This window comes from Pseudarthrobacter enclensis (assembly GCF_030811655.1).
GTDB classification, from domain to species: Bacteria; Actinomycetota; Actinomycetes; order Actinomycetales; family Micrococcaceae; genus Arthrobacter; species Arthrobacter enclensis_A.
The window spans coordinates 63,083-85,927 of sequence record NZ_JAUSRE010000001.1 but is presented as its reverse complement, the minus strand read 5'-3'; the positions used below and the strand labels follow the sequence as shown (position 1 = coordinate 85,927).

At 67.0% G+C, this 22,845-nt stretch carries 19 protein-coding genes; 8 read left to right on the top strand and 11 right to left on the bottom strand.

The annotated features are described in order from the left end of the window. Positions 1-13: 13 nt before the first annotated feature. The gene (gene rsmI, locus J2X98_RS00415) at positions 14-889 is read right to left on the bottom strand and encodes a 16S rRNA (cytidine(1402)-2'-O)-methyltransferase (RefSeq protein WP_307303354.1); all 876 of its coding nucleotides are present in this window, start codon (positions 887-889) and stop codon (positions 14-16) included. A gap of 45 nt (positions 890-934) precedes the next feature. On the opposite strand from rsmI, the gene J2X98_RS00410 reads away from it, so the two are divergent. Together J2X98_RS00410 and J2X98_RS00405 are read left to right on the top strand one after the other, a co-directional pair. Further along, positions 935-2,656: a dolichyl-phosphate-mannose--protein mannosyltransferase gene (locus J2X98_RS00410; RefSeq protein ID WP_307303352.1), complete on the top strand. Its 1,722-nt coding sequence runs from the start codon at positions 935-937 to the stop codon at positions 2,654-2,656. Between the two features lie 67 nt (positions 2,657-2,723). Next, complete coding sequence (locus tag J2X98_RS00405; RefSeq protein ID WP_307303350.1) at positions 2,724-4,553, top strand: AMP-dependent synthetase/ligase; 1,830 nt, start codon at positions 2,724-2,726, stop codon at positions 4,551-4,553. Here the strand turns inward: J2X98_RS00405 and J2X98_RS00400 are convergent. Continuing rightward, positions 4,544-5,716, bottom strand: coding sequence for a TIGR01906 family membrane protein (locus tag J2X98_RS00400; protein ID WP_307303348.1), 1,173 nt, complete (start codon positions 5,714-5,716; stop codon positions 4,544-4,546). The two genes, J2X98_RS00405 and J2X98_RS00400, sit on opposite strands and share 10 nt — an antisense overlap. A 123-nt stretch (positions 5,717-5,839) precedes the next feature. Next, positions 5,840-6,832, bottom strand: a complete 993-nt coding sequence (locus tag J2X98_RS00395; RefSeq protein WP_186338478.1) for a stage II sporulation protein M — start codon at positions 6,830-6,832, stop codon at positions 5,840-5,842. Between the two features lie 88 nt (positions 6,833-6,920). Between J2X98_RS00395 and J2X98_RS00390 the strand changes: the two genes are divergently transcribed. Further along, entirely contained in the window at positions 6,921-7,721 is an 801-nt protein-coding gene (locus J2X98_RS00390; protein ID WP_307303346.1) for an RDD family protein, read from the top strand. A 1-nt stretch (position 7,722) separates the two neighbouring features. Here the strand turns inward: J2X98_RS00390 and J2X98_RS00385 are convergent, their stop codons facing one another. From J2X98_RS00385 to J2X98_RS00370, 4 genes are all read right to left on the bottom strand, one after another. After that, entirely contained in the window at positions 7,723-8,961 is a 1,239-nt protein-coding gene (locus J2X98_RS00385) for a L,D-transpeptidase (protein ID WP_307303344.1), read from the bottom strand. 64 nt (positions 8,962-9,025) lie between these two features. Continuing rightward, a complete protein-coding gene (ahcY, locus tag J2X98_RS00380; RefSeq protein ID WP_141940604.1) occupies positions 9,026-10,492 on the bottom strand; it encodes an adenosylhomocysteinase in 1,467 nt (488 codons plus the stop codon). A gap of 72 nt (positions 10,493-10,564) precedes the next feature. Further along, positions 10,565-10,792: a Trm112 family protein gene (locus J2X98_RS00375; protein WP_141940603.1), complete on the bottom strand. Its 228-nt coding sequence runs from the start codon at positions 10,790-10,792 to the stop codon at positions 10,565-10,567. A 78-nt stretch (positions 10,793-10,870) separates the two neighbouring features. Then, positions 10,871-11,257, bottom strand: coding sequence for a DUF3499 domain-containing protein (locus tag J2X98_RS00370; protein WP_307303340.1), 387 nt, complete (start codon positions 11,255-11,257; stop codon positions 10,871-10,873). Between the two features lie 118 nt (positions 11,258-11,375). On the opposite strand from J2X98_RS00370, the gene J2X98_RS00365 reads away from it, so the two are divergent. Then, positions 11,376-11,888: a metallopeptidase family protein gene (locus tag J2X98_RS00365; protein ID WP_141940601.1), complete on the top strand. Its 513-nt coding sequence runs from the start codon at positions 11,376-11,378 to the stop codon at positions 11,886-11,888. Between the two features lie 27 nt (positions 11,889-11,915). On the opposite strand, the gene J2X98_RS00360 is transcribed toward J2X98_RS00365, so the two are convergent. The 3 genes from J2X98_RS00360 to J2X98_RS00350 are packed head-to-tail and all read right to left on the bottom strand — an operon-like array spanning position 11,916 to position 17,552. Then, entirely contained in the window at positions 11,916-13,622 is a 1,707-nt protein-coding gene (locus J2X98_RS00360; RefSeq protein ID WP_307303338.1) for a DUF5719 family protein, read from the bottom strand. Next, complete coding sequence (locus J2X98_RS00355; RefSeq protein ID WP_373460815.1) at positions 13,615-16,989, bottom strand: glycosyltransferase; 3,375 nt, start codon at positions 16,987-16,989, stop codon at positions 13,615-13,617. Before J2X98_RS00355 ends, J2X98_RS00360 begins: the two co-directional genes overlap by 8 nt. Before the next feature lie 29 nt (positions 16,990-17,018). Further along, positions 17,019-17,552 (bottom strand): WhiB family transcriptional regulator, encoded by a 534-nt coding sequence (locus J2X98_RS00350; protein ID WP_141940598.1) that lies wholly within the window; start codon positions 17,550-17,552, stop codon positions 17,019-17,021. A gap of 389 nt (positions 17,553-17,941) precedes the next feature. Between J2X98_RS00350 and J2X98_RS00345 the strand changes: the two genes are divergently transcribed. After that, on the top strand, positions 17,942-18,643 hold the full coding sequence (locus tag J2X98_RS00345) for a TIGR03089 family protein (RefSeq protein ID WP_141940597.1): 702 nt from the start codon (positions 17,942-17,944) through the stop codon (positions 18,641-18,643). Positions 18,644-18,654: 11 nt separating this feature from the next. Here the strand turns inward: J2X98_RS00345 and J2X98_RS00340 are convergent, their stop codons facing one another. Beyond that, positions 18,655-19,215, bottom strand: a complete 561-nt coding sequence (locus tag J2X98_RS00340) for a GtrA family protein (protein WP_307303332.1) — start codon at positions 19,213-19,215, stop codon at positions 18,655-18,657. 223 nt (positions 19,216-19,438) lie between these two features. Here J2X98_RS00340 and J2X98_RS00335 point away from each other — a divergent pair, with 223 nt between their 5' ends. Genes J2X98_RS00335 through J2X98_RS00325 form a run of 3 tightly spaced genes read left to right on the top strand, consistent with a single transcriptional unit; the run spans position 19,439 to position 22,831 of the window. Next, positions 19,439-20,587 carry a 5-(carboxyamino)imidazole ribonucleotide synthase gene (locus J2X98_RS00335; RefSeq protein ID WP_307303696.1) on the top strand — a complete coding sequence of 383 codons (1,149 nt, stop codon included), beginning with the start codon at positions 19,439-19,441 and terminating at the stop codon, positions 20,585-20,587. Further along, positions 20,584-21,168: a 5-(carboxyamino)imidazole ribonucleotide mutase gene (gene purE, locus J2X98_RS00330; RefSeq protein ID WP_307303331.1), complete on the top strand. Its 585-nt coding sequence runs from the start codon at positions 20,584-20,586 to the stop codon at positions 21,166-21,168. The genes J2X98_RS00335 and purE overlap by 4 nt, the downstream gene beginning before the upstream one ends. A 10-nt stretch (positions 21,169-21,178) precedes the next feature. Next, the gene (locus J2X98_RS00325) at positions 21,179-22,831 is read left to right on the top strand and encodes an LCP family protein (RefSeq protein WP_307303329.1); all 1,653 of its coding nucleotides are present in this window, start codon (positions 21,179-21,181) and stop codon (positions 22,829-22,831) included. Positions 22,832-22,845 lie beyond the last annotated feature (14 nt).

Sequence of the window (22,845 nt, the reverse complement as noted above, 5' to 3'; positions counted from 1 at the left end):
GTGGCCGAGGGCCCTAGCGGGCGGCGAGGACTGCCGAGTACAGCTCCCGTTTACTCACCCGCGCATCGTCAGCGACGGCGGCAACTGCCTCCTTCAGGCGGATGCCCTGTGCGACCAGCTCGTTGACCGCCGCAACGCGGTCTTCCGGAGTTCCGGCCGCCTGCTCGGGGGCGCCGCCGACCACCACGGCGATCTCGCCGCGGACCTCGTTGTCCTCAGCCCATTTGAGGAGTTCGCCCACAGTGCCACGGATCACTTCCTCGTAGGTCTTGGTCAGTTCCCGGCAGACGGCGATGGGGCGGTCCGGGCCGAACCTTTCGCGCAGGGCGCGCAGCATGGCTTCGAGCCGGTGCGGCGCCTCAAAGAACACCATGGTGCGCCGCTCACCTGCGAGGTCAGCCAGGCGCGAGGCCCTTTCACCGGCTTTGCGCGGAAGGAATCCCTCGAAGCAGAACCGGTCTGTGGGCAGTCCGGACAAGGCCAGCGCGGTGAGGACGGCGGAGGGGCCGGGGACCGCGGTGACGGGAAGTCCCGCGGCGATGGCCCCTTCCACCAGCCGGAAACCGGGGTCCGAGACCGCAGGCATTCCGGCGTCCGTGACCATCAGGAGCGTGCTGCCGGTACGCACCTGGTCCAGGAGCTCGGCCGTCCGGGTAGCCTCATTGTGTTCGTGGTAACTGATGATGCGGCCGGCCACGGCCACGCCCAGGCTCTGGACCAGGCGGTGGAGGCGGCGCGTGTCTTCGGCGGCCACAATGTCCGCCGTGGCCAGCAGTTCCACGAGCCGGGCGGAGGCGTCTCCGGTGTTCCCGATGGGAGTGGCGGCAAGGACGATACGTCCCGCCGCGGAGGTGCCGGTCTCGGAAAGGGGGCTGGGGTTCGGGTCCACCCACCCAGCCTACTGCTGCCGGAGTCTCCAGCCGCAAAAGGTAGCATGGGGCTCGTGACGCACACCTCGACGCGGCCCGCCGGGGCCGGGAAAAACAGCCCGGAGTCCCCCTCAGGAGCAGGCGCCACAGCGGCGCCCGGCAGGAAGGCCGAGCGGGGATGGATCAGCCGCCCGGACCACGCGTTTACCGCAGAGGCACTTCGGGAACGGCTTATCGGCGCCGGCCTGCAGTGGCGGGACTATCCGCCGTCGCTGCGGCTCTGGTTCATCCTGGTTCCGGTCCTGACGGCCGTCATAGGCGGGGTCCTCCGTTTCGTCCGCCTCGAAGTACCCCACAAGCTGGTGTTCGATGAGACGTATTACGTCAAGGATGCCTACTCCTACCTCATCAGCGGTTATGAACGCAGCTGGCCTGACAAGGCCAATGATTCCTTCAACGCAGGCAATCCCGACGTCCTGCTGAACACGCCCGAGTATGTGGTCCACCCGCCGGTGGGCAAGTGGATGATCGCGGCCGGCATGTGGCTGTTCGGGCCGGAGAATCCTTTCGGCTGGCGCTTTGCCGCGGCCCTCACCGGCACCCTTACCGTCCTGCTCATCTCCCTCATCGCACTGAAATTGTTCCGCTCGCTTCCGCTGGCGGGCGCCGCCGGGCTGCTCCTCGCCGTCGACGGCCACCACCTGGTGATGTCCCGGACCTCGCTGCTGGACATCTTCCTGACGTTTTGGGTACTCGCCGCCTTTGGTGCCCTGCTGATGGACCGCGACGACGGGCGCCGCCGGCTGGCGGACCGCCTGGCCCGTGCCGCTGCGGCCAACGGTGGACAGCCCCCGGCCGGGGCGCTGCTGTCCGGGCCGTGGCTGGGCGTGCGGTGGTGGCGTGTTGCCGCCGGAGTCTGCATGGGCCTGGCCGTGGGGACAAAGTGGTCCGGGCTCTTCTTCCTCGCCGGTTTTGGCCTCCTCACGGTGCTGTGGGACCTCAGCGCGCGGCGCGTGGCGGGCATCCGTGGCTGGATCAGCGGCGGCCTGATCCGGGACGGAATTCCCGCGTTCCTTGGCATGGTCCCCGTGGCAGGAATCGTCTACTCCGCCACCTGGACAGGCTGGTTCCTCTCGGACAACGCGTACTTCCGCCATTGGGCGGAAAGCAACCCCTCGCCGGAATGGGGCTGGCTTCCCGACTCCGTCCGGTCCCTGGTGCACTACCACCTGGAAGCCTACAACTTCCATCAGGGCCTCAGTTCCGAGCACCCGTACCAGGCCAGTGCCTGGAGCTGGCTGGTGATGGGACGGCCAACATCGTTCTTCTATGAGTCCCCGCCCCAGGGGACGCCCGGCTGCGACGTCGAGAAGTGCACCTCCGCCATCCTGTCCGTCGGAAACCCGCTGATCTGGTGGGCAGCCGCCATTTCCCTGGTGGTCCTGCTGTTCTGGTGGGCGGGGCGCCGGGACTGGCGGGCCGGAGCCGTCCTGGCCGGCGTTGCCGCGGGCTACCTGCCGTGGTTCATGTACCCGCAGCGGACCATGTTCTACTTCTATGCGGTGTCGTTCGAGCCGTTCCTGGTCCTGGCCCTGGTGTACTGCATGGGGCTGGTCCTGGGTAAGGCGACGGACCCGCCCCAGCGCCGCCGCGCCGGGCTGCACCTGGTAGTCCTGTTCCTTGTGGCCGCCCTCCTGCTGTCCGCGTTCTTCTACCCCATTTGGACCGGAGAGGTCATCCCCTACGTCGACTGGAGGGCCCGGATGTGGATGCCGTCCTGGATCTAGGGCAGGATGGCAACAAAGCCCTGAAGGAGCCGCTGCCGCGGCATGGCAGCGGAAACGGAGACCTGCTGTGAGAGAAGCGAGCACGGAACTGCTGGTTGAGCTGGACGCCAACAGCAACGTGACGGACCTGCTGCTGGAGCAGCACGCCGCCAACCCGGCGCGTGCCCTGTACCGGCGGAAGGGCCCCAACGGCTGGGTGGACGTCCCCGTGCAGAAGTTTCTCCAGGACGTCGCTGCCCTGGCCAAGGGCCTTATCGCCGGGGGCCTGGAACCCGGGGACACCGTGGCCGTCATGTCCCGCACCTCGTACGAGTGGACGCTGGTGGACTTCGCCATCTGGTTCGCTGGCGGCGTCACCGTGCCTATCTACGAAACATCCTCGGCCAGCCAGGTGGAGTGGATCATCCGTGATGCAGGGGTCCGGCGGGTCTTTGCCGGCGACCGCGCCACGGTGCAGTTGGTCACCGGCGTGGTGGCAGGATCGGCCGAGCTCAGCGACCGCCTGGTCAATGTGGTGCGGATGGATTACGACGGCGAGGCACCGGACCTCGCCAGCCTCGCTGCTGCCGGCGCCGGAGTCAGCGACTCCGAGCTGGAGCGGCAACGCAGCCACGCCGGGCTGGCAGACCTCGCGTCGCTGGTCTACACGTCCGGCACCACGGGCAAGCCCAAAGGGTGCGAGATCACCCACGGGAACTTCGCCCTGGTCGCCAAGAACATCGTTGCGTTCCTGCCGGAGATCCTGCTGAAGGACCAGGCCCGCACCCTGATGTTCCTGCCGTTGGCGCACGTCCTGGCGCGGGCCGTCCAAGTGGTCTGCGTGAGTGCCGGCGCCACCGTGGGCCACACGCCGGGGGCTGCGCAGCTGCTTGATGATCTGGGGACGTTCCGGCCCACCTTCCTCCTGGTGGTGCCGCGCATCTTCGAAAAGGTCAGGGCAACGGCCGCGCACAAAGCGGCCCTGGCAGGCAAAGGCAGGCTCTTCGGCGCCGCCTCAGCGGCCGCCATCCAGTACTCACGCGAACAGGACCGGCAGAGCCGGGGTGAAGGTCCGGGGCCAGGGCTGCTGAGCCGGGTCCGGCATGCAGTGTACGACCGTGTGGTCTATCCCAGGCTGCGCCAGGCGCTGGGCGGCGACGTGGGGTACACCGTTTCCGGTGCCAGTCCGCTGGCCTCGGAGGACGCCCACTTCTTCCGCGGTGTGGGAATCCCCGTACTCGAGGGGTACGGGCTGACGGAGACCACAGCGCCCTGCACCGCCAACACTCCGTCCCGCACCAGGGTGGGAACCGTAGGCATCCCCATCCCGGGGACCACCATCCGAGTGGCCGAAGACGGCGAGATCCTGGTCAAGGGAATCGGTGTCTTCAGGGGCTACCACGCCAACCCTGCCGCGAATGCCGAAGCGTTCGTGGACGGCTTCTTCCGCACCGGTGACCTCGGTGAGCTGGACAAGGACGGCTTCCTGACCGTCACGGGCCGGAAAAAGGACCTCCTGGTCACGGCGGGCGGGAAGAACGTGGCGCCCGGGCCGCTGGAGGAGAAGATCCGCACCCACCAGTTGGTGGGCCACGCCGTGGTGGTGGGCGACGGCAAGCCTTTCGTCTCGGCCCTGCTGACCCTGGATCCTGAGGGGCTTGCCCACTGGCGCGCCGAGCGTGGTTTGCCTGCGCTTCCCCTTAGCGAGGCCGCAACGGACCCCCAGGTCCTCGCCGCCCTGCAGGAGGCGGTCGACCTGGCCAACCAGACGGTGTCCAAGGCCGAATCGGTGCGCACCTTCCGGCTGATCGACGCCGACTTCTCGGTGGAATCCGGTCACCTGACGCCGTCCCTGAAGCTGAAACGCTCCGCCGTCGTCAAGGAATTCCAGGCGGAGATCGCCAAGATCTACGGCTGAACGGTCTTTTCCTGCTTGCCGCCGGCAGGCTTGTCCTCCCTGGGAACTCCACGGCGCCTGCGCGTGGGCCAGGTGAGCACCAGTGTCACGATCGACGCCAGAAGCACCATGGCCCCGATGGCGATGCCCGCGTCCATCCAGAACTGGCTGGGGAACAGCCGGATCAGTGTGTCGTCCAGGCTGAAGGTCCACGAGCCGTCGGCAAAGAAGATCCGGTGGAAGTCGGTGAAGAACTGCTGCCATCCCAGCGCCGCCAGCGTGCCAAGGCCAAGGATCAGGACCAGCGTGATGATGGACCCGGCGAAGAACCCGCGCCGGACCCCGCCGGTGCTGCGCCGGCGCAGGTACAGAATGGCGATCAGCGCGAGGAGGAGCAACCCAGCGCCGGCGCTGAAAGTGGAAAGGATGACGGTCTTGACGTCAGCCATATGGCTGACTTCGCCGTCCTTGAAGAGCTTGTCGCCTCCGCGCTGCACCAGGTCGCCCAGGTAGCGGGGGCCGGCCCAGTTGCTGAGGTAGTCCACGGCGTACGAACCGTAGGTCATCCTGTCGTCGGTGTTGAAGCCGTACCCATCGCCCGGGAAGCCGGGACGGTTGTACTCCACCCAGAGAAACAGCGGGCTGGTCACGGCCCGGACGGCCAGGATCAGGAGGATGAAGGGGTAAATGATGGCCAGCAGGACCTGCATGACGCGCGGCGCCACGGGCTTGGCGTTAGCGGCACTCTCACGCTCGGCATTCCTGCGCTCCACCTCCTCCTGGGGCGGCCGGACGTGCAGTGCCGAGGTGGGAAGGGGTTCCTTGAATACGGACGAACCGTCGCTGCCGGCCGGATCCTTTTCCGGGGATCCGGCAGCCTGGTTTCCAAGCGCGGAAGATCCGACCGCGGCTTCGGCCGCTTTGCGGTCGGCCCGGCTTTCGGGCTGCACGGCCTTGTCCGTGCCGGCTGGTGCGTTCCGGACGGATCCTTCCGTGCCGGGCCCTGCCCCGCCGGACTCGTCGCGGTCAGCGGCGCTCCCGCTCCCCTTCCGCCCGGTGGATCCGTCCCCTCCGTCGGCTGTCAGCCAGGAGAACGCGGGCTCGTCGGAATCCCCGGACGTGTCCAGGAAAGGTTCCGGCTGCGGCACGGCGCTTTTGGCGCGGGCCGGTGTTTCGTCATTCACAGCAGCGTCACTTCCGTTGGGTTCCGTGCCGGGCCCAGTCAGCCGGCGCGATTATTCTGCTGACGAGCCTACCGTCCGGAACTTCCACTGGGCGAGGAACCACCCCGGCAGGATTACAACGATTCAGGCAGCGATTTCCGTGTAGCCTGCATCTTCGCCGCGGAGGTCGCCGCGTTCGCCGGCCAGGTATGCCCGCCTGCCCAGCACCAGGACGTACGTCCAGTACGCTGCGAGGACAGCGGCTCCGATACCGATCCTGGCCCAGGCGGGCAGCGGACTCGGCGTCACGAAGCCTTCCACCAGGCCCGAGACGAACAGGACGAGGACGAGTCCAAGCGCCACCGTTATCAGTGACCGGCCCTCCCCGGCCACGGCCCGGGCACGGGTGCGTGGCCCGGGTGAGACCATGGCCCAAAAGATACGCAGGCCGGCGGCCGAGGCAACAAAGACCGCCGTGAGTTCCATCAGTCCGTGCGGCAGGATGTAGCTGTAAAAGACGTCGGACTTACCGGCAGCCGCGAAGATCCCCGCGGCGATGCCCACCCCCTGGGCGTTGCCGAACAGGATCATCGGTACCCATACGCCGGTAATACCCAAGGCCACGGCCTGTGCACTGATCCAGGCGTTGTTGGTCCAGACAGCGCCGGCAAAGGATGCGGCCGGATTCTCCGAGTAGTAATTGACGAAATCCTCGTTCACGTACTGGGCTGCCGCGGTCTCGGACGCCACGGCCTTGAGCGCTTCAGGGGACGTCCCGATCCATACCGCATAGGCAGCAGCAATGAGGACAAATGCCGTGCCGCACGCGAGGGTGAGCCTGGTCAGCCGGTACAGCGCCGCGGGCAAGGCCACCACGAAAAACCTTGCGAGGTCGGCCATGGCGTTGGACCTGGCGCCGGTGAAGCGCGTCCTCGCCAGTGCCAGCGTCGCGGAGAGGGAGGACGACAGCGCGCTTTCCGGTGCCACGGAACGCACGAGTGACAGGTGCCCGGATGTGGACTGGTAGAGCGTGAGCAGTTCGTCAGCCTCGGCGCCGCTCAGCCGGCCTTTGCCGGCCAGCTCCTGCAGCCGCGCCCATGTATCTGCATTAACGGCGGCGAAGGCATCCATGTCCACGGCAACAGCCTAGCGCCCGGCATTAGACTTTGAGCGTCCGCACCAACCGATCATGCGCAACATCAGCTGCGAAGGGCAGGGACGCAGTGTGAGTCCGATCATCACCGGCGAGGCAGTGGTCCTGGAGCTTCGGCCCGCCAGCTTTGCCGCCCGGGCCCTGGGCCTGGCCATCGACATCGTCGTCCACTTGGTCCTGCTTGTGCTGATCATGATTGGCTTGGCCGCCGCCGGCTCGGACCTGGATGGCGCCGCCGCCCGGGCCCTTGCACTGGCCGCCGTCGTCTTTTGCCTTGTGGTGGTGCCGGTGGCCGTGGAGACCTTGAGCCGCGGCAAGTCGCTGGGAAAACTCGCCACGGGCCTGCGGGTGGTCCGCGAGGACGGCGGCGCCATCCGGTTCCGGCACGCCGTGACCCGGGGGCTGACCGGATTCCTCGAGATTTACCTGACGTTTGGCGGCCTTGCCCTCGCCGTCGCGCTCTTCAACGACAAATCCCGGCGGCTGGGCGACCTGCTGGCCGGCACCTACGCGGTACGAAGCCGGATACCGGCCGAGCAGGCCATCAGGGTTTTCGTTCCGCCGCACCTGCACTCGTGGGCTGCAGCGGCGGACATTGGGCGCATCCCGGATGCCACGGCACGCCGGGCGGCCCAGTTCATCCGCCAGGCGGGCCGGATGGCGCCGCCTTCCCGGGCAGGCATGGCGGCAACGATCGCCGCAGAGCTGTCGGCCCATGTGGCACCGGCCCCGCCGCCGGGGACCGTTCCTGCTGACTATCTGGCCGCCGTGGTCGCTGAACGGCGCAACAGGGAGTTCGGCAGGCTGTCGCAGTCACGCCGCCGGTACATGCAGACAAGGCAACGGCTGCAGCGCCTGCCGTTTGGCGACTGACTCAGTTGGCGTACTCGCTCCAGGGGATGTTCCAGTCCCCGAACCCGTCGGTGTTCGCAGCGTAGTCGCCCTCGGTGTTGATGATCTGGACCACGTCACCGGTGCCCATGTTGTCGAATACCCAGGCTGCACCGTCCGGCAGGAAACCGATGCAGCCATGGGACACGTTGGTGTTCCCGATATAGGGGAATGCGGAATCGAGTGCCTGGTGGATGTAGGCCCCGCTGAGCGTAAGGCGGATGGTGTATTCCACGTCCGCTTCACCGTAATAGGCGGGGTCACCGGGTTTCAGTCCGATGCTTGCCGCCCTGAAGTGGTCAAAACGGTTTTTCTCCATCAGCACCGCGTACCCCTTCGCGGAGGGGAAGCGCTTGTCCCCCATGCTGACGGGCAGGGTCTTCACGGGCTGGTCGTTGACGCTCAAAGTAAACGTGTGTGCCGTGGCATCTGCAACGGCCACCTTCTTGTCTCCGATCGAGACGTTGACCTTCTTGTTGAAGTTAGCGATCTGGCCGTTGCCCAGGTCAACGCCGAAGAGCTGCATGTCCATGGTGACGGTCGAGTTGGCTGCCCAAAAGTTCTCCGGGCGGTAGCGCACCATGGTGTCGCTGTACCAGTGGAACGCCCCCGTCTGCCCTGCGGAGGTGCTGATCTTGATGGCCTTTTCCACCGCCGCACGGTTGGTCACGGGCTCGCTGAAGATGACCTGCAGTGGCTGGCCTACGCCAACCTTCATACCGTTCAGCGGATAGACGGCGGCGTCGGCCTCGTGCGAACTGGACACGGTATTAAAGGACTGCGTGGTGCTGGTCTCGCGTCCAGCTGAGTCCTTGACCACGTAGGTGTAGCTGTACTCGGTGTTGAACTCGAGGGGCGCCGTGGCGGACCACGACGTCCCACTCGGGTCGATGCTGCCGTCAATGGTCTTCCCGGCAGTGCTGGCCAGGGTGACACGCTGGATGGTCCCGTTGCCCACTTTCAGGGACACCGGGGCCGCTGGATTCACCTGCTTGGCACCGTTGGCGGGCGCCGCGTCAAGCTGGACCGGCGGCACAACGGGCGATGCAATGCCCGGCGACGTCCGCAGCGCGGAGCCTGCTTCCGATTCGAGGGGTCCGCCCGCAAGGCCTGGAGCGACGGCGGCGAAAACCCCGCCCACGGCGGCCAGGATACAGACCGCGGCCACGGCAAGGACTTTCTTGGCGGTCCCCCTGCGACGGGGCTTTACATCAGGCTCCATGTTTTTGATCCTAGGTGCAGGACATAACGGCCCGGGCGCTTGACGGCACCCGGGCCCCTAGGTCTCAGTAACGATAGTGCTCCGGCTTGTAGGGGCCGGCTGCATCAATGTCCAGGTATTCCGCCTGGTCCTTGGACAGTTCGGTGAGCTCGACACCCAGGGCGTCCAGGTGCAGCCGGGCCACCTTCTCGTCCAGGACCTTGGGCAGGACGTAGACCTTGTTTTCGTATTCGTCCTGGTCCCGCTTGGTCCACAGCTCAATCTGCGCAATGGTCTGGTTGGCGAACGAGTTGCTCATGACGAAGGACGGGTGGCCGGTCGCGTTGCCAAGGTTGAGCAGCCGGCCCTCGGACAGGACGATGATGGAGCGTTCCCCATCAGTGCCCTCATCGAAGACCCACTCGTGGACCTGGGGCTTGATTTCAACCTTCTTCACACCGGGGACCCGGGCCAGGCCGGCAATGTCGATCTCGTTGTCAAAGTGGCCGATGTTGCCCACGATGGCCTTGTTCTTCATCCCGGCCATGTGCTCGGCCATGATGACGTCTTTGTTGCCCGTGGTGGTGATGAAGATGTCGCCCTGCGGCAGGACCGACTCCAGCTTGGCTACCTGGTAGCCGTCCATGGCAGCCTGCAGGGCACAGATGGGATCGATCTCCGTGACGATGACACGCGAGCCCTGGCCGCGCAAGGCCTCGGCCGCGCCTTTTCCGACGTCGCCGTAACCGCAGACCACGGCAACCTTGCCGCCCATCAGCACGTCCGTAGCGCGGTTGATACCGTCGGGGAGGGAGTGGCGGATGCCGTACTTGTTGTCGAACTTGCTCTTGGTCACGGAGTCGTTGACGTTGATGGCAGGGAAGAGCAGCTTGCCCTGGTCCGCGAGCTGGTAGAGGCGGTGGACCCCGGTGGTGGTTTCCTCGCTGACGCCCTTGATCGTGGCGGCCGTCCGGGTCCACTTGTGGGGGTCTGTGGCAAGGGAGCGGCGCAGCACCTCGAGGAAAATGCCGTATTCCTCGGAATCCTCCGGCGCGGCGGAGGGGACGGTGCCCACGGCTTCGAACTCAACGCCCTTATGGACCAGCATAGTGGCGTCGCCGCCGTCGTCGAGGATCATGTTGGGGCCCAGCTCGGGGTTCGTGTCGGCACCGGGCCAGGTGAGGATCTGCTCGGCGGTCCACCAGTACTCTTCAAGCGTCTCGCCCTTCCAGGCGAACACAGGCACGCCCTGCGGGTCTTCGACGGTGCCCTTGCCAACCACCACGGCCGCAGCGGCCTCGTCCTGCGTGGAGAAGATGTTGCAGGAGGCCCAGCGGACCTCGGCGCCCAGCGCGGTGAGGGTCTCAATCAGCACGGCCGTCTGCACCGTCATGTGCAGCGAACCGGCGATCCGTGCGCCCTTAAGGGGCTGCTCGGGGCCGAACTCCTTGCGGAGCGACATGAGGCCGGGCATCTCGTGCTCCGCAAGGCGGATCTGGTGGCGGCCGGCCTCCGCCAGGGAGATGTCGGCAACTTTGTACTCAAAAGTCATGGGTGGTCCTTTGCTTGGTCCGGGAACTGGTCCAGTCCCGTTCTGCTGTGTCTGTGCTGGCGATAGGGCGTACTAGTGGCCGGCCGTGGCGGGATCGTGCTGGTCTGAACCCGCCGACGCTGCTGCGGCAAGCAGTTCCGGAGGCAGCAGCAAAGGGATCCCGTCCTCGATGGTGTACCGGGTCCTCACCCCGGTCTCCCCTGCGGCGGTGGCGACCAGCTCCTCCCCCTCCTGAACCAGGGCAGAGCCGGTGACGGGGCAACGCAGGACGGACAACAGCTCGGGGCTGATCTTTGGCATTTGGTCATGCTCCCTGGCGGGCGCGCTCGCGCCGGTAGCGGAAAAGATGTGCAGCTCCAGCGTACCGCCAGATGGGGGTCAGGAAGGTTCCCGGAGGACACGCAGGTGTCCCCGGCGTGCCCCTTCAGTAGCGCCGGGTGCTTCCAAAGCGGAATGGTGGGCCCGCTGAGCGGGAGCCTGGGCTTCCGGGGGAAGCGCCGCCGCATCCCGCACGGCGTTGGCCAGCGCCAACAGGTCATCGGGTCCGGGCTGCTGGGGGGTGGAAGGCATTGCCAGCCGCAACACTTCCCAGCCGCGGGGAACCGTCAGCGAATCGGCGTGCTGCTCGCAGAGGTCGTAGCAGTGGGGCTCCGCGTAGGTGGCGAGCGGGCCCAGGACAGCAGTGGAGTCTGCGTAAACGTACGTCAGGGTGGCTACCGCCGACTGGCGGCAGGCAGACCTTGAACATTGACGTATAGCTCCCACGACATCACAGACTACCCCTTCAGGGACCAAAAGCCGCGCATTGCGGCCGCTGTCCGGCGCGGGCGCGAAGCTGCGGTGATGTATCGCGTAAATGCTCCCCCGGGTTTAGAGTCGATATATGCAGTCATCGAACCATGAATCAGGTTTTTCGGTCCGGTTGGCTGACCCTGATGCTCACGTGGCTCAGGGTGGGGATACCAACGGCAGGAGCTTTTTCAGGCGGCGCCGGAACCGCCATGGCCGCGGCCTTCGCGGCGAGGTAATGTTGCCCACCCACCCTGGATACCGGACCCGCGGCGACCGGTTCGATGACATGGTGCTGGACTCCGCGCAGCGGCTGCACGACATCTGGGGAAAAACGCTGGATGGCGTCAGGTTCGGGGTGGACGAGATCCCGCCCGACCTTGAACAGCTGGCAGCGAACGGGTCCCCGGCACCCATGGGCGCCTACATTCCCGCTGCCGGTGATGACGGGCCCACCATTACCGTGTACCGGCGGGTTGTTGAGCAGGCATGCTCCAGCGCGGAGGAACTGCAGGACCTGGTCCACGACGTAGTGGTTGAGCACACGGCAGAGATGCTGGGCGTGGCGCCGGAGACCCTGGACCCGGTATACCGGCGGCGCTACTGAGCCAGTAGTGCCGGGAACCAGCGGCTCCTAGTAGCCGAGTTTTACCGGGACGGTCTCCTGGCCGGCTGCGGCCGCGAGGAAAGCCAGGGATGAAACGTCGTTTCGCCCGTCCTGGCCCACCAGCACGGCTCCATAGGCGGCGGCGTCACCCGACGCGGATACTGCGCAACCTACGACATCCGATCCTTCGGCCTGATCCGGGATGCTGATGGAGGCGGTTGTGCCTCCGGCAATATCGGCCGTGGCGGGTGCACGAACTTTCCCGTCGGCGGTGATGGGCGCGTAGGTGATGGTGGCCCTGGCGTCCAGGGCCCCGAATACCAGTTGCCGGAGACCGCCTTTGGGGACGGGAACAATGTGCTGGCTGCCAAGCCGCACGGCGGAGGAAGCCCAGGCCACGTCCGACGGCTGTCCCGCTTGTAGTCCGCGGCTGATGCGGGCGGCGGCAACAAAGGAGACATCGGATGAGGCCGAGACGGTGTACTGCCCGGCAGGTACTCCGGACAGGGATACCTCCGTGGTCGAACCTGCTTTGGCGGTGATGACGCCACCGGAGGGAAGCGCATGCTGGCCGTCCCGCCCGTACAGCTTGACCTCCACCACCGCGTCCGATGCACCGGGAACGGTCAGCTCAAGCGCCGGTCCGGCATCCTTGTAAGCGGTCTGGGCCGTCAGTGCGGCAACTCCTGCGGGGTCCTGGATGTCCACTCCGGTCATCACTTGGCGTATGGCAGGGGCAGTCCCGGGGGTGATGAAATCCACGCCGCCCGGAGTGAGGCCGCGCAGGACACTCTGCTGGATGGAAGCAGCCACCGGGCCACCGGCGCTGCGCACGTGCACGCCGAGCCGGGACTCATTGGGGGCCAGGCCGGCAAGGACAACACTGCGCGTCGTGCCGGGCGCGACCAGCAGTCCCCGGCTCCCCGGGGCCTGGATCTGGCCGCCTGCTCCAAACAGTTCCAGGCTCACGGTGGCCGGGGTACTGGAGGCATTCGTCAGCGCCAGCACGGAGGTGCGGCCGACAGTGGTTGCCGCCCCCACCAGCCATTGGTCGTTCGAGGGCTGCCCGCACGTGGCCGCGGCGCTGCCTCGGAGGTCGCCGTCGCTGGCTGTGTATTTCATGGCCCCGGCCGCTGAGGCATTCTGGTTTGCCACGGGGTTGGCGCTGAGGACGCTCACCTGGTCCACGGTCCGGTCGGCGAGGACGCCGGCGAGGAGCTGCTGTGGGGCTCCGGGGGTCGGGGCGGGTCCAGGGTCCTTGGAAATATCGACGGCGGCCGTACCGTCCAGGTGAGCCAGCCGGCTTCCCGGGAGTACGCCTCCCGCGCTGAGGACGGCGGCAGTGACTTTGGTTGCGGCGGACGCCGATTCAGGCCGGAACTGCGCGTCGGTTCCGGCCTCTGTACCCTCCAGCAGCCGTGCGGGTCCGGGGCAGACACCTACGCTGGCTCCCGCCGGAACAGCGGCTTCGGCCGCCGGCACCGTCCGGCTGGAGGAAGGAGCCGGCACCAGTGATCCTGCCGCCACCACTGCTCCGGCGCCGGCAATGATGAGGACGCCCGCGGCAACTCCGGCTACGGATGCCACCCGCCCTTTGCCGCCCGGCACCCGGCTGGCGCCACGCGGGGACGCCTTCCTGCCGTGGTTCTTCCCGGCCGATGCCAAGGTTCCGGGCACGTCTTGCTGGTCGGCCCCGGCCGGAACGCCGGCGTCCGGCGTGGTGTGCTCATGCATGTTGGTGTTCCTTACGCAGGGAGCCCTCGTCACGGGAGAGGCCGGTCCGCGGCCGTCGTGCCGGCATGGGGATTGCCAGGATGATGGTCAACCCAATGATCGCGATCTGGGAAGCGGCAGCCCAGAATGACCATGGGTTCTCGTAGCGGACGGTCAGCTGGCCGGCCGATGCAGGAAGCGTAAAGGCCTGGGACCAACCGGCGGTAGTGGAGGTAAGCTTCCGGCCGTCCAGCCACGCGCTCCAGCCGGGATCCGCCCGCTCGGCAAGGACAACCAGCCGGCCTTCCGGTCCTGCCGGGACGGCAGCGTCCACATCATCAGTGCCGGAGTCGACCAGGGCGGTGGCAGTCCCACGGGAATCGACAATCCGGACCCGGTGGGCGACGTCAGCCGCCTGAAGGACCGGCTGGTTCAGCGGGCTGACGCGCCAGAGCCAGCCAACGTCGGTCTGGCCCACTGCGACGAGGCCCGGAACTGCGTCCATCCGGCTGGCGGTCAGCTGGGCTGCCGTATCCGCGGAACGGAGCACGACAAATCCAACGCCGAGCTGTTCGAGGTCGGGGCGCGGGTCCACGCCCTGGCCCGCAACGAGGGTGGCCACGACGCGCCGCAGAGCTGCGGTGACGTCGTCGTCACCGCGGACTTCTTCGGCGCCTGGTGCGCCGATGACGCTCCGTGCGGAGGCGATGGCGGAGAGGCCGTCCAGCGTAGTGCCGGATCCGCGCATCAGCGACGCGCTGAAGGTACCGTCGTCTCCGGTGCTCAGCAGGAGGGTGCGCGTCTGTTCGGGACCGGTCCCCCGGTCGATGGCGGTGGCGGGAAGGGACCGGCCGGGAGCGGCTTCCACGAGCCGTGCAGCGCCCAGCGCTCCCCCGGTGCCGGAAGTGTTCGGCGCTGAAGAGAGGGCGGTCCCCTGGGTTGCCGCGGGCTGGTTACCCGCTGCGGCGGCCGGACGCAGTAGGTTCTGTGCGGACCAGTCGGCCATGCCCGCGAGCGGGCCCGCCAGCAGCACCACCAGTCCCAGCGCAAGCGCGGCGCGCGCCGCCGTCTTGGTCTTAGCTCCGTTCCCGGCAGCCTTGTCCGCAGCGGACAGCAGTTGCTCGGCGCCCAGGATGGCTGCCGCAAGAAGGGCGAAGGACGCGGCCGAGACTGCCGGGCCGGAGAAGGGCGCCACCAGGAGGCCCGCGTTCAGCCCCGTCACTACGTGGCTGCAGAACCAGCCACTGGCCAGCGCGATGACCGCGGCAATCCAAAACCATCTGGCGGTCCCTGCCCGCTGTCCTTTTGAAAAGACTCCCAGGATGGCGAGGAGCAGCACGGGCGCCGCGATAAGCAGGGCGAGCAGCAGGGCCCACGGCACGGTGCCGCTGGTGAAGGCAGCCAGTCCCTGGAGGCCGGCGCCGGGGTCGAATGAGAGCGGCTGGCCCAGGACCTGCTGCCACAGCGGTGCGGCGTCGAACCCAAGCGGAAGACCGGGATCGGCAAGGAGGGCCCGGGGCCTGTCGAGCGTTGACAGCGCGAAGGGGATGAACAGGGCGGCGGTGGGCAGCAGCGCCCACCACACCGTTCGCCCGCGGCGGCGCAGCAGCAAACCGCAGAGCAGGATGACCACGGTGGCCGGGATGACCAGTGACGGCGCCGACGCCGTGGTGACTGCCAGGGCCAGGCCCGCTGCAGCGGAAGCGGTCCAGGAGGGCGTGCCGTTGACCCCCGGCTTGGCGGGGGTCTGTTCGCCGGCCGTGTCAACGGATGGCGCGTCGGCGTTGAAGCGGCCGTGTCCTACTGCGGAGCCCGTGGCCCGCAGCAGGCCCAGGACCACCAGCGGCAGCGTGATGTGTGCAACCAGCGCACCGGCGCGGCCTTGGTTCAATGCAACCTGCAGTGCCGGTGAAGCCGCCCAGAAAAGGGCTGCAACCAGGCGCAGCCGGCGGCGCACTGTCAGGCCGCCTGCCGCAAACCAGGCGGTGAGGCCGGACAGCGGGGACCCAAGCAGAAGCAGCCAGGCCATGGCCGGGTTGGCGTCGCCACCGCCGAGGACTCCGATGAGCCACAGGACGTAGTCAAAGGGATCGCCGTGCCCGGGAAGTCCGGCTCCAAGGCTGATCCACCACGTGGAGGCGTTGTGCCAGACGTCCCCGAGCCGTGGAGAAACAGGAATAAGGGCGCCGCCGGCCACCGCGCCGGCCCGGAACAATCCCGCCAAAGCCAGGAGTGAGGCCACGGAGGCGATGATAACGGCGGCCAGGGCACCGTTGCCCACCCATCCGCGTCTGGTGGTGGCCAGGGCGGCAAAGTCATCGGCGGCGTCACCTGTGGGCTGGTGCGCGAGGGGATCCTGGACAAGGTCGTCAGTACCTGATCCGTCGGACCCCAGCGCCTCCATCAGCGACCGCCGGTGGCTCCAGACCTCCCGCCGGGGCGTCTGGAGCTTGCGGATGACGGACCGGCGGATACGTCGCGTGCGTTTGGCGGTCCGGCGGCCCTTTGCCAGGGCCCGGGGCCTGGCCAGTGCGGCGCAGGTTGCAAGGAGCTGGGAAATGCCGTGGCCGGGATCCTTGACCACGATGCTCAGGACCAGCTTGAAGAGGCTGCCGAGCAGGGCGCCGATGCCATGGACGGGCACCATCCACAGGGGGCTGTGTTTCAGCCGGAGGTGGACCTGGGCTTTTCGCGCCGCGGCCGGGTTCCCAAGGGCATGCGGCCGGTGGGCCACGTGGAACATGCGGGCGGCAGGGACCACCACGACGCGATGGCCCGCCAGGCGGTTGCGCCAGCAGAAATCCACATCGTCACCGCTGCCGGGCAGTGCGGGGTCGAACCCGCCCAGTTGCTCCCAAACGTCGCGGCGGACCAGCATGCCTGCGGAATTGACGGCGAAGGTATCAGACCTGCCGTCATACTGGCCCTGGTCCATTTCATCGGCATCGATCAGGGTAAGCCGTTCGGCCCAGCGGCTCGTGGAGAGCCCGACGTCAATGAGCCTGCGCGGTGAGTGCCAGTCCAGTTGCTTGCAGCCTGCAACGGTGACCGAAGGCGCGCGTTCCACGGCGCCGAGAAGTTCAGCGAGGGCTTCAGGCGCCGGCGCTGCGTCGTCATGCAGCAGCCAGATCCACTCCGCGGTGGCACCCTCGGCGGACTCCGTGAACGGCGCCAGCTCCGCGAGGGCAGCGGAGACGGCGGCGCCCATGCCGCCCTTGGCCCGGGCATGGCGGACGACACTGGCCTCCCCAAGCGCTTCACTGAGAAGGCGGACGGAGTCATCGCCGGACCCGGTGTCCACGCCGATGGCGCGGTCCACGGGACGGCTCTGGGCAGCCAGTGCTGAAAGGGTTCTGGGCAGGTAGGCACTGCCGTTGTGGGCAACCACAACGGCAGTGACGTGCACATCCTGAAGAATTAGATTGCTCGCTTCCTTAGCCGCCGGCGTTCACGCTCGGAAAGGCCTCCCCAGATGCCGAACCGTTCGTCGTTGGCCAGCGCGTACTCCAGGCACTGCGACCGTACGTTGCAGGCCCCGCAGACTTTCTTGGCATCGCGGGTGGAGCCGCCCTTTTCGGGAAAGAAGGCTTCCGGATCCGTCTGGGCGCACAGGGCGTCCGTTTGCCAGCCCAGCTCCCCCTCGTCATCGAAATCCTGCTGAAGCGGCAACCCGATCCATACCGGCTGGACATTGCCGGCGGCAGCGAGTTCCATTGGGGGGTCTAGGTCATCTTCGGACTCAGTAACCCCTTCGAGGAGGGCCTGATGCGCCGCGAGGAACGCCGTGGCCTGGTCCTCCAGGATAGTAGTGGAATCCCTGTTGTACCGCTCCGCAGCATCAGGATCGGCGGGATCCACGTACCAATCACTCGGCACCCCCCGCGCACGGTATTTTGCCGTTGCCTGACCGGCTACGACGGCATCTTCCTGGATACGCTCTGCTTGCCCCACGGCGACCCTCCTGATGTTTTCAGCCACTGCCTGGATACGTGGACACTCGGTTGTGTGCCGGTATTTACGCAATTGCTTTAGTTACCTAATTACACGTGTGTAACTAGGGTGAGTCAAGCCGTTGCCGGGATAATAGACACTTGCCGCGGTGATGCTTGCGCACGCCACGCCCGGGATTTTCATTCACCCGGGCGTGGCGGAGCGGCCAGGGGCACCCGGAAGCTCAAAAAAGCGGTCCAAACCTTGTGCTGGCGGGGAAAATACCCGCTCTTGTGGAAAATAGCAAGCATCCTTAGCAATACTGGTGATTAACATCACATTCCGTCGGCCCGCCTGCCAGGGACGTCCGCCCGCATTCCCCGGGTAGCCGTGAGTGGCAGGATGAAGCCATGACGACAATCCCGGCTATCGGCCTCATGCACAGCCTCCGTTCCGGCAACGCCACGGCACCACGCCTCACCTGGTACGGACCCGACTCCGAGCGCGTGGAACTGTCGGGCCGCGTCCTGGACAACTGGGCAGCCAAGACCAGCAACCTCCTGCAGGACGAACTCGACGCGGAGCCGGGCATGCGACTGCGGCTCTCGCTGCCCGCCCACTGGAAGGCTCTGGTTTGGGCACTGGCTGGCTGGCAGCTTGGCCTGGAAACGGTGCTCGACGGCGGTCCCGCCGATTTCCTCGTGACGGACAGTCCCGGCGCGCACGAGGGTCAGTACGACGCCGTGATTGCCGTTGCGCTGCCGGCACTCGCCATGCGCTGGGCGGGCGACCTCCCGGCCGGCTGCCTGGACTACGCTGCGGAGGTGCGGTCCCACGGGGACGTGTTCATGCCCCACACAGACCCGGACCCGTCAGGCCGCGCCGTCCTCACCGGTCAGGGAACGTCGGTCCTGCACGGGGAGCTGATCACTGGTTTTGCGGTGCCGCACACGGACGGCGCCAGGCTGCATGTCCCGGCCGCGGCCGGACTTGAGAACGCCTTGGCGCATGCGCTGGGGGCCTGGCAGCGTGACGGCTCCATAGTATTGACTCACCCCGAGGTGGCGCTCACCGACAAACTGCTGGCGGCCGAACGAATCCACGGGAGTTAGCAGCGCCTCCGTCAGGCCTGCGGGCCGCCATCGGTAGGAGTGGAGGCCGCCCGCTCAGCGGCACGCGCGGGCTCGCGGTGGGGGTGCGCCTCGATGATTTCGTGGTCGTGGGAGAACTCGGGTTCCTGGTCCAGTTCCTGGTTGAAGACCAGGAAGCGGTAGGCAAAGAAGCGCACTACCGTGGCCACCAGGATGCCGACGACGCCGGCCAGGAACAGCAGGTTCTTGTCGTCGATGCCCATCCCGTACTTGGCCAGGGCCGTCAAGCCGGTGGAGATGCCAATGCCGATCCCGTTAATGATGACGAACATGACAAACTCACGGACCACATTGGCCTGGCGTCGGTGCCTGAAGGTCCAAAAACGGTTCGCCACCCATGAGAAGACGGTGGCGACGGTGGCGCCCACGAACCGCGCTTTCGCTTCGCTGTCAGACATGGGTCCGTGCATCAGGTAGTAGGTCAGGCCGTTATCGATGACGAACGCCACACCGCCCACCGCTCCAAACTTGGCCACCTCACGCCAGAAGAGCGAGGCGAGCCCCCGGATACGATCTGCAAGTGCGTTAAACATGACCCTCCATGGCCGCGACGAACTGTGGGCCACTCGGCCAAGGGTCCATTTTAGCCCCCAAAGCTTTGAAAGGCCCCCCGGCGGCAGGTGCCCGTTGCGCGGTCCGGGGAGAAACTGTTCTTCCCGCGGACCGGTAAAACCGCCGATCCTTTCCGTTTTCGGTAGGCTGGCACATGTGACTTTTCCAGTGATAGGCGTGGTTGGCGGCGGCCAGCTCGCGCGAATGATGGCCCCTGCCGCTACTGCACTCGGCTTCGAACTCCGCGTCCTCGCCGAGGGCGACGACGTTTCCGCAGTGTCAGCCGTACCCGCGACGCCAGTAGGCGATTACAAGGACCTGCAGACGCTCCTGGAGTTCTCCAAGGGCCTGGACGTGATGACGTTCGACCACGAGCACGTGCCCACGGACCACCTCCGCGCCCTCCAGGAGGCCGGAGTCAATGTCCAGCCCGGACCCGATGCGCTGGTCCACGCGCAGGACAAACTGGTGATGCGTGCCGCCATCGACCGCCTGGAACTGCCGAACCCCGCTTGGGCGTCCGTAGTGGACGTTGACGCGCTGGTTGAATTCGGCGATCGGACGGGCTGGCCCGTCGTCCTGAAAACACCCCGCGGCGGATATGACGGAAAGGGCGTCAGGATCGTCGCCTCCGCCGATGAAGCCGCAGAAACCGCCGACTGGTTCGCCGCCATGAGTCCCCTGCTGGCCGAGGCGAAGGTCGAATTCACGCGGGAGCTCTCCGCACTGGTGGCACGCAATCCCGACGGCGAGGCCCGGGCATGGCCGGTGGTCCACACCATCCAGGTGGACGGCGTTTGCGACGAGGTGATTGCCCCCGCACTGGATATTCCGCTGGAGGTCGCTGCCGCGGCCGAGGACGCCGCCCTGCGCATCGCGGCGGAGCTGGACGTGACCGGCGTCCTGGCGGTGGAACTCTTCGAAACCCCCGGCGCCGGAGCCGGGTTCCTGATCAACGAACTGGCAATGCGGCCGCACAACACAGGTCACTGGACCCAGGACGGCTCCATCACCAGCCAGTTCGAACAGCATCTGCGTGCCGTCCTGAACCTGCCCCTGGGTGCCACCGATGCGCTGGCACCCGTGACTGTGATGAAGAACTTCCTGGGCGGGGACAACCAGGATCTGTTTTCCGCATACCCCATGGCCCTTGCCTCCGAGCCCGCCGCGAAGGTCCACTGCTACGGCAAGTCCGTACGGCGCGGCCGCAAGATCGGCCACGTCAACCTGGTGGGCAGTTCCACCGCAGAGGTGGACTCCGTCCGGCGCCGTGCCGCAGCTGTGGCCGGCATCATCCGGGACGGCCGTGCTGCCGCCGAAGAACCATCCGCACTTTTCGAGGAGAACGCATGAGCGCTGAAGCCACCCCCGCTGCCGCTTCCGGCCCCAGTCCCCTGGTGGGCCTGGTCATGGGCTCCGACTCGGACTGGCCCGTGATGGAGGCGGCGGCAGAAGCCCTGGCCGAATTCGGCATCCCTTTTGAGGCGGACGTCGTCTCCGCCCACCGCATGCCCACCGAAATGATCCGGTACGGCCAGACTGCCCACGAACGTGGGCTGCGTGTCATCATCGCCGGTGCCGGCGGGGCGGCCCACCTGCCGGGGATGCTCGCCAGCGTCACGCCCTTACCCGTAATCGGCGTGCCGGTGCCGCTGAAGACCCTGGACGGGATAGACTCCCTGCTGTCCATCGTCCAGATGCCCGCCGGCGTGCCGGTGGCCACTGTATCCATCGCGGGAGCCCGGAACGCCGGTCTGCTGGCCGTCCGGATGCTGGCGTCCGGCACCGACGAGCTTGCCGCTTCACTGCGTGCGGATCTCCTGGACTTCGCCGCCGACCTTAATGCTGTGGCCTCGCGCAAGGGTGCCAGCCTGCGGCAAAAGGTCAGCGAAGTCTTCCCTGAAGGTTCCGGCGCTCTTCGGGGCAGCCGTTAGGGCGGCGGGCATGGCCACCAGCAGCAGTGTGCCCCACACTGGTTCCGGCCCGTCCCTCATGGACCCGGTCCGCTACCCGGTCAGCGCTTCCTCCCCGGTGCGCACCAAGCGCGCCTTCGTGCTGATCCTGCTGACGCTCCTGCTTCCGGGCAGCGCCCAGCTCGTTGCTGGCGACAGGAAACTGGGACGGACGGCACTGCGCGTAACGCTCTCTGCATGGGCGGTCCTGCTGCTGGCCGTACTCCTGCTCCTGCTCAACCGAAGCCTGGTCATCAGCGTCGTCACCAACCCTGTCACGTCCCTGGTCTTGGTGGTCCTGCTCGCGGCGCTGGCCCTCGGCTGGTCGTTCCTTTTCCTGAATACACTGCGCCTCATCCGCCCTGTGCTGCTGGCACCCCGGGCGCGTCCCGCCGTCGGGATTGCCCTGGTGCTGGCGCTGGTCCTCGGCAGCGGCTCAGTGGGCTACGCCGCCTACCTCCTGAATGTGGGCCGCAACGCCATCGGCAACATCTTTTCGTCCGGCCCGGCAATCAAGGCCGTGGAAGGGCGCTACAACTTCCTCCTGATGGGCGGCGACGCGGGCGACGACCGCACCGGCCGCAGGCCGGACAGCCTTTCCGTCCTGAGCGTTGACGCCGAGACCGGTCAGACCGCCATTATTTCGGTCCCCCGGAACTTCCAGAACGCTCAATTCAGCGCAGGCTCCCCCATGCGTTCCATCTACCCTGACGGCTACAACTGTGGCAACGAATGCCTGATCAATGCCATCAACACCGAGGTCACCAACGAACATGCAGACCTCTACCCGGGGGTGCCCGATCCCGGCGCCCAGGCAACCATGGAGGCCGTCTCCGGAACACTGGGCATGCAGATCCAGGCCTACGTCCTCGTGGATATGGACGGCTTCTCCAAGCTCATCGACGCCATGGGCGGCATCCATATCAAGGCCGGCGGCTGGGTCCCGATCAGCGGCGAGACCATTGACGAAGCCAACGGAATCCACGGGATGCCCCTCGGCTGGATCCCCGCCGGCGAGAACAAGCTGGATGGCTTCCACGCGCTCTGGTACGGGCGCTCCCGGGAGTTCGTGGATGATTATGCCCGGATCGCCCGCCAGCAGTGCGTGCAGCAGGCCATGCTGAAACAACTGGATCCCGCCACCTTGCTGTCCAAGTTCGAGGACATCGCCAATGCGGGAACCAAGGTAGTGGACTCCAACATCTCCTCCACCCAGCTGGGCAGCTTCCTGGACCTCGCCATCAAAGCCAGGGGCAAGGACGTCAAGAGGCTCACCATCGGGCCGCCCGACTTCGACCCGTCGTTCTCCACCAATCCGGACTTTGACCAGATCCACCAGCGGGTGGACCAGGTGCTGGCGTCCGCATCTGCCAAGGGTGCACAGTCCGCAGGAATTCCCGACGGCGGGGCCGCAGTTCCACAGGCAGGCGCCGGACATGTCCAGGCGGCAGGGGCTGTCCCGGCCGCGCTGCCCGAAACGGCAAAGGCAGGGCAGCAGCCCCCGCCGTCGGACTTCACCCCGGTGACCACGACGCCGGATGGCGAACCGATCACCGAAGCAATGCTCAACGACCTAAAGCGCCAAGGCGATGAAGAGGCTATCCGCCAGCTCGTGGCCACTAACGGACAGTGCGCCCCGCTGTAGCGCACGGCCATTGG

Excerpts from the sequence above, each read along its gene's own strand:
- J2X98_RS00410 (WP_307303352.1), top strand. The coding sequence starts at position 935 with ATGGGGCTCGTGACGCACACCTCGACGCGGCCCGCCGGGGCCGGGAAA.
- J2X98_RS00385 (WP_307303344.1), bottom strand. The coding sequence starts at position 8,961 with ATGGAGCCTGATGTAAAGCCCCGTCGCAGGGGGACCGCCAAGAAAGTC.
- ahcY (WP_141940604.1), bottom strand. The coding sequence starts at position 10,492 with ATGACTTTTGAGTACAAAGTTGCCGACATCTCCCTGGCGGAGGCCGGC.
- J2X98_RS00375 (WP_141940603.1), bottom strand. The coding sequence starts at position 10,792 with ATGCCAAAGATCAGCCCCGAGCTGTTGTCCGTCCTGCGTTGCCCCGTC.
- J2X98_RS00365 (WP_141940601.1), top strand. The coding sequence starts at position 11,376 with ATGCAGTCATCGAACCATGAATCAGGTTTTTCGGTCCGGTTGGCTGAC.
- J2X98_RS00360 (WP_307303338.1), bottom strand. The coding sequence starts at position 13,622 with ATGCATGAGCACACCACGCCGGACGCCGGCGTTCCGGCCGGGGCCGAC.
- J2X98_RS00345 (WP_141940597.1), top strand. The coding sequence starts at position 17,942 with ATGACGACAATCCCGGCTATCGGCCTCATGCACAGCCTCCGTTCCGGC.
- J2X98_RS00340 (WP_307303332.1), bottom strand. The coding sequence starts at position 19,215 with ATGTTTAACGCACTTGCAGATCGTATCCGGGGGCTCGCCTCGCTCTTC.
- J2X98_RS00335 (WP_307303696.1), top strand. The coding sequence starts at position 19,439 with ATGATGGCCCCTGCCGCTACTGCACTCGGCTTCGAACTCCGCGTCCTC.
- purE (WP_307303331.1), top strand. The coding sequence starts at position 20,584 with ATGAGCGCTGAAGCCACCCCCGCTGCCGCTTCCGGCCCCAGTCCCCTG.
- J2X98_RS00325 (WP_307303329.1), top strand. The coding sequence starts at position 21,179 with ATGGCCACCAGCAGCAGTGTGCCCCACACTGGTTCCGGCCCGTCCCTC.